The 8465-nt window shown below is 37.5% G+C and carries 6 protein-coding genes; all 6 read right to left on the minus strand.

All coding sequences use genetic code 11. The features are described 5' to 3' along the window. Positions 1–586: TolC family protein (locus ACOEN1_RS09900; protein WP_422486737.1), on the minus strand; the 586-nt coding region annotated here is incomplete at its 3' end. Positions 587–782: 196 nt separating this feature from the next. After that, the gene (locus ACOEN1_RS09905; protein WP_422486738.1) at positions 783–3545 is read right to left on the minus strand and encodes an S-layer homology domain-containing protein; all 2763 of its coding nucleotides are present in this window, start codon (positions 3543–3545) and stop codon (positions 783–785) included. 514 nt (positions 3546–4059) lie between these two features. Then, positions 4060–4425 carry a four helix bundle protein gene (locus ACOEN1_RS09910; protein WP_422486739.1) on the minus strand — a complete coding sequence of 122 codons (366 nt, stop codon included), beginning with the start codon at positions 4423–4425 and terminating at the stop codon, positions 4060–4062. Positions 4426–4504: 79 nt separating this feature from the next. After that, the gene (locus tag ACOEN1_RS09915) at positions 4505–5626 is read right to left on the minus strand and encodes a S41 family peptidase (RefSeq protein WP_422486740.1); all 1122 of its coding nucleotides are present in this window, start codon (positions 5624–5626) and stop codon (positions 4505–4507) included. A 237-nt stretch (positions 5627–5863) separates the two neighbouring features. Then, entirely contained in the window at positions 5864–7705 is a 1842-nt protein-coding gene (locus ACOEN1_RS09920; protein WP_422486741.1) for an LTA synthase family protein, read from the minus strand. Positions 7706–7867: 162 nt separating this feature from the next. Then, positions 7868–8465: InlB B-repeat-containing protein (locus ACOEN1_RS09925; protein WP_422486742.1), on the minus strand; the 598-nt coding region annotated here is incomplete at its 5' end.

Genomic DNA, 8465 nt, shown 5'->3' on the forward strand with positions numbered 1-8465 from the left:
ATATCATGCCAACTTCATATCGAAGCTTACCATGTTCATATTGTTTTTGTACAAGTGCAAGGTTTTCTTCAGCTATTTTCAATTCTTTCTCTGTTTGCAATAAGTCAAAGTATGCCTTCTCGACATTATACTTAATCTGATTCTCGGTTGTGTCATGATTCCATTTTGCCATATTATAGACCAATTCAACCTGCTTCATTGCTCCACCATTCTTGATCAGTGCCCTGTTTACATTTTCATCCGGTGTAACCTCATATCTTCTTGGTATTGATAGTCTATCCATCAAATCCAAGGCATCCTCTGTATCCTTTATGGAACTTTTATTCTGCTTGTACTCCAATTCAGACTTCTCCATTTCAATTCTCTGTATTACCATCTCCTTACTGTTTACAATAGCGTAATCAATTGCTTCCTGGAGACTTAATTCCAATACTTCATCCTCAAAAATTTCTTCTTTAGAAAGTGACTCTTCAGATACTATCTCACTCTCTTCAACAGCTGTCTCCTCGGCAAAAACTCTAGAATCACTTAATGAAATAAATGCCAAGGATACAATCAGTCCAAATATTATAGTATTGTTCTTCATTATTTTATTCCTCCCCTACTATGGCCTTCAGTAATATGTATATACCTGAATTATATCAAATGAAACATGGAAATGAAAGCAACTAAAGAAACAGTATCTTTTTTAACATGAATAAAGGCCCTCGAGAGGGCCTTTATTCATGTTAATATAATATTGTAGACATTATATAACTAATTTGCCTATATTATTATTTTAATTATTTACTACTTACAGCCGTAAAGCTTACTGCATCAAGTCTTGAAGGTGATGCATTAACAAGATCAGCAGTATAGTACAATTCTGCAACATAAGTTATACCATTAGTAAGTTCTGCAGTTAAATCAACTGATGCAGTTGTTACATCTTCACCAGTAACAAATCCAAAGTCACCAATAATATTGGAATCTCTTGATGTTACAACTCTTACAGTATAACCTGTTTCAGCTTTAAGTCCTTCAAGTTCGATAGCTCCTGCTGTAGTGTAAGTCATGTCTAGTCCAGTAACTACAGTTGCATCTGATGGATCAACTAGTACATAAGCTACCCAGTAGTTGCTGTCTTCATCAAACACTACATTTATTACATCGCCTTTTGTAACATCTCTTAGTCTAAGTTCTGCAAAATCATCATCAACATCATAGATAACTGCGTCATCAATCAACTCAATAGTTACTGTTGCTGTACTAGTAGCAGTTTCCTTAACTACTATTTCATTATCTGAAACATCTACAGAATCGACAATCCAATCTTTATCATAGTCTACTGATTTGATTTCGTCTATTTCATTTGAAGTATCTCCAACTACTAGAGTCCATATCATATCTTCAGCAGCAGTGTCAGGAATTATTGCACCATCTGCAGTAACAAATTCCATTTCTACACCAAATACTTCAATGGTAATTTCTAAGTCTCCGCCTCTTATTTCTCTGATATCAGTAACTAGACCAGTGTAGTCAGTAGTGTCTGTATCAGCATCTGTCATAGTTGCAAGAGCAACTTCTATTCTGCCATTCTTAACATAAGCAAATCCTTCTTCTACTTCTGAGAAATCTTCAACTTCTCCAAGTGTAGCTACTTCCTCAAAATCAAGATTTGTTGTGTCATACTCATAAAATACTACTGTACTTGACATTAGTCTGAAGTCTGCACTATCATCAGTTGCTACTTCAACTGCTGCGTAAGTGTCGTCAATCTCGAATCCTTCAGTAACTGTAGTTGCGTCATGATCAATTAACACATCAATTGCAAGCAGTTTTAGAGTCTCAAGATCTCCATCTTCATCAACTTCAACCTCAAACAAGAATGGCTCAGCATTGAGTTTAAACTCATCTGCTACAGTAGTTATTGCTGCATTAGTAGTAAAGGTTGCTTGAGCATCAACTTCAACTGTGAAGTCACCGTCTTCGATAAAGCTCTTAGCAATATCCAACTCCATCTCTTCGCCAAACTCGTTTAACAAATCAAGAGCTAGCATGTCTCCGCCTCTTCCAACATACGCTACAGCATTATCAATCAATACTGCGTAGAACTTGGAAGTTGCAGCTTCTCCAGTATCTCCTACCAATAGAACCACATCTTCATTGAAGTCAAGGAATGCTTCAACATCCATTTCTTCATCCATCATACCTTCAGCCAAGTCAGCTGTAAGGTCACCAAGATCTCCATCATCAAGATATTGAGCGTCTGAAGTCCATTTGTAGTCATCGCCTTCTAGTCTGAATCCATCTGTGTATACTCTTGAGATTTCTCCCATTACGCTTTCATTGTAAGCTACAGCAAGTCCTTCATACTCTCCGCCAAGAACATCATCGTTAACAACGTAGAATACTACATCTCCTTCTTCAAGATCGTCAATGCTTACTGTCATTTCACCTTTAAGAACTACAAAGTCTTCAACATCAACTTCATCTTCGTTTAGGTCAAGAATCATTTCATCATCGATTTCATCAACAAGAATGAATCCATCCATGTCATATCCTTCGAAGAATGAAACTTCATCGTCGCCATTGATTACAACTTTTGCAAAGTCTGCATCCATAACTACTACATCTTCTGCAACGTCATACTCGTCTTCTGACTTAACCATTTCAATTTCGTCAAGATCCGCGTTAGCGTCAACTGCTCCGAAAAGAATCTCATCTTCTAGAGTGTACACTATTATGTCGTCGCCATCTACCCAAGCTGTTATTTCTGCGCCTTCAAGAACAAAGAAATCAAATCCAGCAGGAGTAACATACTCATCGCCATCAAGCTCAATCTCCATGTCATCCATGTCTTGAACTTCTACAACACCATTAACTTTTTCAAATCCCATAAAGTCAAGAAGACGTTGCTCGTCAGTTCTGTCTTCTCCTGAAACGATCCATCTTGCATCGTCACCAGATCCAACTGATATCATCATTGGAATTTCAAGAGCATTGTCAGTCAACATTGCAACCATACCTCTTGATGCCCAAGTTCCTTGAGTTGCTCTTACGTCATCCAATAGGTCAATCTCTTCAGCTACTATAAGGTAGCCGAATGGATATCCACCTTTTGCTTGTGCATCATTCTCATAACCAAGTGCTCTTACAAGCATAGTTACTGCTTCTTCATACTTAACTGGAGCTGCAGGTGCAAACATACCGTTTCCGATTCCGTTTACAATTCCCATGCTCGCAGCTGTTCCAACGTATCCTGCTGCCCAATGGTTTGCAGGTACATCGCTGAATCCTGATGGAAGTCCGGCAGCTGCTACAGCTACTCCCTCAAGACCTCTAGCTCTTACCGCTACAGCAGCAAATTCTGCTCTAGAGATTGAGTTATCTGGTCTAAAAGTTCCATCTGGGTAACCCTTAAGGACATTTAGTAATTCCAGTCTATCAACTGCCTCTTCATACATCGTATCTTTTACATCAGCAAAATCTGGTGCTGCTGATACGAAGCTGAAACTTGATAAAACCATTACTAAAGCCAATACTAATGCTAAATGCTTCTTCATCAATAAAACCCTCCTTATAATGTATATTATATTTTCTGAAGGAATGAAGTATTCTGTCAGTGGGTCATTCCCTCGAAACCCCTCTGACTCTTGCTGTAGAAAATGGTAAAATATTCAATTTACCATCATTCTACACTTGATTATAGCATTACACCACCCTTAAATCAAGATTAAGATGGCTGTGTAATGAATTTGTAATATAGGAAACACTCCTAAATTACGTGCTTCATGTATGTATTATACCACGGCAACTTTGATATTAACATTACAAGCGTATTACAAATAGGAGTCTTGCTTGTAATATACCTGTATGTACGGCTATTGATCGGTTCAAACTACGCTTTGTGTATTAAGCTTAGATCTAATAGGTAATATCTAAGAACTAAGAAGTAATAAAAAGACAGCTAATAGTTAATAACTAAAATTTAAGGGATGAAAGAGATAATATCTATGAGGTAATAATTAAAAAGAAGCTAGCTTTGTTTGTTACTCTAACAAGCCAGCCTCTAATTAATTACTTGCTTTGATTGTTTAACTTCTTCTTGCAGGTGACCACAGTTGAATGCAGAATTCTAAGAAGCTCCTCACAATCATTTCTCAATTCAAAATAATGCTGCTTGGTAATATAGTCTGTTCGGTAAAGAAGCTCGAGCCAGTACAATGTTTCATTGGATTCTTTCAAGGCTATACTCATCTTGTGAATAAAGTCCAAATCACTCTGTGCAAATTTAGCTTCCCGAATATTTGCTCCTATGCTGGTGCCACTTCTTACTATCTGTTTCGACATAATGAACTCTTTTTTCTCTTGCAACTCTTTGCTCAGGTTTATTATTTTGATTGAAAAACCCATACTCTTAGTTGACAGTATTGTTTCAGCCATAATTCCTCCATAGCAATGTTTTTAATCTTACTTTTACCTCTTACCTCTTACTTCTTACCTTTAGCTCTGTCCTTTATCTTTACTGTAATAGTTCAATAGCTCTTTGTAATTGAAGATCAAGTCTTTCTATGTTCTCAACAACTATGTCCGGTTCTATTCCTATTCCGTGGATGCTTCTGTATTTTGGCGTAAGGTATTCTGCTGTTGTCATTTTAATAAGACTTCCGTTCTCCAAAGGTATGATACTTTGAACTATTCCCTTGCCAAATGTTTTCTTTCCTATTATAGTACCTGCATTTCTGTCTCTTATCGCTCCTGCAAGTATTTCTGATGCAGAGGCACTGTTTTCGTTAACCAACAATACCAGATCGTAATCCGGTACTTCGTTGTAGGATGAATATGTTAAAAGGGCTGAGTTCTTTTCCCTAATATGAACTATTGGTCCTTCGGCTACGAACTCCTTAGCTATCTTTACTGCCTGATCTAGTAGACCGCCTGGATTATCCCTTAAATCAAGTATGATTTTTCTTATACCTGATTTGTTGAATTGACCGAGGGCTCTTCTTGTTTCGATTGCAGCTGTCTGGCTGAACTCGCTTAGATTTATATATCCAATTCCTTCTTCTATCTCACTGTATGCTACTGGATTGATTACTATCTCATCCCTAATAATCTCAAAGTACAGGATATCATCCACCCCTGATCTCTTTATTCCAAGCTTCACTGTTGTACCCTTGACTCCCTTTATCATGCTGGATGCTTCTGAGAGGGGCATGTCTCTCGTGTCAATTCCATCTATTGAAATTATTACATCCTCAGGCAGTAATCCTGCTTCTCTTGCATTGGCTCCTTCAATTGTATCTACTATGGTAATGTAGTTTTCTTCCTTTTCAATATATATACCTATCCCTGTAAAGAATCCCATCAGCTCCATATACAGTTCTGATGCTTCCTCTGGAGTGTAGTAGTCGCTGTAAGGATCAATCGCTTGAAGCATTCCCTTAAGTCCACCTTCAATTACTGCCTTGTTGTCTAGTTCAAGAGGATATGCTTCCTGAATGAAATTGTATACTTCAGTCATCAGTTCCAAATCCGCTTCTGTTTCAAAGGATTGTATGTTACCCAATGAGGATTCCTGAGCGAATACGGTTGTTGGTAATAGTAGGGATACTACTAATAGTAATGTTAAAAGTTTTTTCATTTGACACCTCCGGGTTAATTCAGTTCATACCCTATCAATGAAATATATCGAAATCAAAGATTTCGGATACTTCTATTGCTGGGCACGTGGCAAATCTAATTTCTCAATTCTCAATTATTATGGTAAAGCTCTGGGGTCAAGATTCTTCAGCTTAGCTTCAGGATGACAGACTTAATTCATAATTATTTGGGTAGTTTTCAAGGGTCTGAAATCCTTTCTGCTAGTCGGGATAACAATTTATTTATATATTGTACTCTTGGACTTGTTAATTACTCTTACCAAGTCATTGTCCAATATATAATTTGATAGTGTTATCTCCTGTATCGCTCTGTTGCTTAGATTCTTGAATTTATTGATGTCTATTGATTCTCTGGTTATTCTGTCATACGCTCTACTGTGCTCATATATATCATCCCTGGACATTTCAAATACTGCTTCCTCAGTTATCACTGAACCTGGTTTCATAAAGCTTACAGGGTAAACATAGTTTCTTGTCTGAAGGTTATTCAGGTCTCTACCGAATATTATACCCTTATCTATTGGATATCCCATGATATTTGCCATTGTTGGATAGAAATCAATCTGGCTTCCAATTGTGGAGATTTCAATTCCAAGGGTTTCTCCAGGTATGTTGATTATCAGTGGAACATTCATCATATGGTCAAAGTCATATGTTGTATGGAGGTAATCTGTCATAAGCTCCTGGTCTATTTCATTGACAGCATTCATCCCAAAGTGATCTCCGTAGATTGCCAGTACTGAGTTTTCAAGCAAGCCCTGCTCTTCCAGATTATCGATAAATTTTCCAAGCTCCTTGTCAGTATAATGTATAGCATGAAGATAGTCTCCTAGAATTGTGCCCTTATGCTCAGGTTTTAGCTGCAGATGTTGGTCCTCCTCATGCATCTCAAATGGTGTATGACTTGTCAAGGTTACCATAAATGCATAGTAAGGATTATCATCCACCTGATCAAGCTCCTTTAGGTATTCCAAAGATTGCTCGAAAAAATCTTCATCCTTCATACCAAAACCTACTTCTTCTTCAAACTGGAAATTATCCTCTGCTATAAATCTTTGAAAGCCCTGGTTTACATATGCCTCTTCCCTGTTCCAGAAGTCTCTTTCATACCCATGGAAAGCCCAGGCAGTATAATCGTTATCTCTTAAAAGCCATGGTAGACCGTAGTAGTTATTCTCCTCATACTCCAAATATGTGGGCTCTCCCAATGAAGGGTACAGTGAATTGTGAGATACAAATTCTGCATCCGAGGTATTTCCCTTTCCAACAAGTTGAAAGTAGTTATTATAGTATAATGATGATTCACTGTTTGCAAGCCTGTTTAAATTCGGGGTGATTTCCTGTCCAAGATATGTTCGTCCAATTAAAAAGTCCTGAAGTGCTTCCACCTGAATCACTATAAGGTTCTTCCCTTCTCCGACTCCAGTGTAGTTGCCATTTATAAGATTCCTTCGCATACGTATCCTTTCCATGCGGTAGTCCATTGTCAGTACTTGTGCAGCTGCCTTATGTTCCCTTACAATACTACGACCTATATCTATTGTATGGTACAAGAATAGTTCCTGCGCAGCAACGGAAGTCATTTGTCCTGTGTATCCAAAATACTGAATCAGAATTGCCAATGCTACTATTCCTGTGATAAGTGCATTTGGTTTGTACTTGAAGGGAATCTTCTTTACTGGATCATAGTTTCTTTTTACATGCTTAAAATAATAATATACTATTGGCAACTCCATTAGTAGAGCTATCTTCTTGAAATCGATCAGAAATTTGAGATTATCCCCCACATTTACAAGTTGGGGTATCTGTCCTATTACATTAACGGATGTCAGACTGTTAAACTGTGTGAAGTATGCTCCGTTTATGAGCATGAGGAGAGATACAAAGCCATAGAATCCAAAGATATATGCAAATCTTCTCTTGCCTTTAATCCTTTTTATCAGCTGAAGGATTACTACGCTTATAAAGAAGCTTGTAAGAATAACTCCTAATCTATTGTGTTCAACTCTTATTACCCCTGTATATATTATAAATTTTATCAATAGTAATAATTCAAGCATCTAATGTCACTCCTGTTTGGTACTTCACTTTTCTTATGTCTCATATACCCTATGATGTCTTTTAAACTCTTACGATAGAATTACAAAAAAGATTCAGGGTGTACACTACTCAAAATATAGTGTACACCCTGAATGATTTTTGTTCAACTTCAGTTTATTATTCTAGAATCCTTTTTTCTTTCCTAGAAGAATTCCTATTGCCATCATCAGTGCTCCAAAACCTGCCATCTCTCCCGCTCCTACTGATCCTGTTTTTGGTAGGGTTGGTGCCGCTGCTGGAACTTCAACTGGTACTTCCACTACTTCCACTGGAGGTATCACAACCGGTGGTGCTTCTGTTATTGGTTCTTCAATTATGATTTCTTCTATTACTATTTCTTCGTAAAGTGCAACTACTGTTTCATTCTTTCTAACATTTCTCCAGTTGCCTTCCCAGCCTTTGAATTCAAATCCAGTTCTTGTTGGATCTCCAGGAGGATTTGCATCTCTACCAGGATTAACTCTATCTCTTTTTATTGTAGTTCCATCATAGTCTTCAAAGGTTACTGTGTAGGTTGGATCTGGATTAGGTCTTGGGTCATTATCTTCATCCCACTCTGCATATACTGTTATATCTGCTCTCACTATTGTTTCGTCTGTAAATCTAGTTCCGTCTCCATCACTTTCTGTATTCCAACCTAGAAAATCATAATCTGTTCTTGTCGGATTATCTGGCATACTTTCACCAAGAACTGTATTTTCTTCTGTTGTTCTTGTGTAG

It is taken from the genome of Gudongella sp. DL1XJH-153, assembly GCF_049310905.1.
In the GTDB taxonomy this organism is placed as follows: Bacteria; Bacillota; Clostridia; order Tissierellales; family Tissierellaceae; genus Gudongella.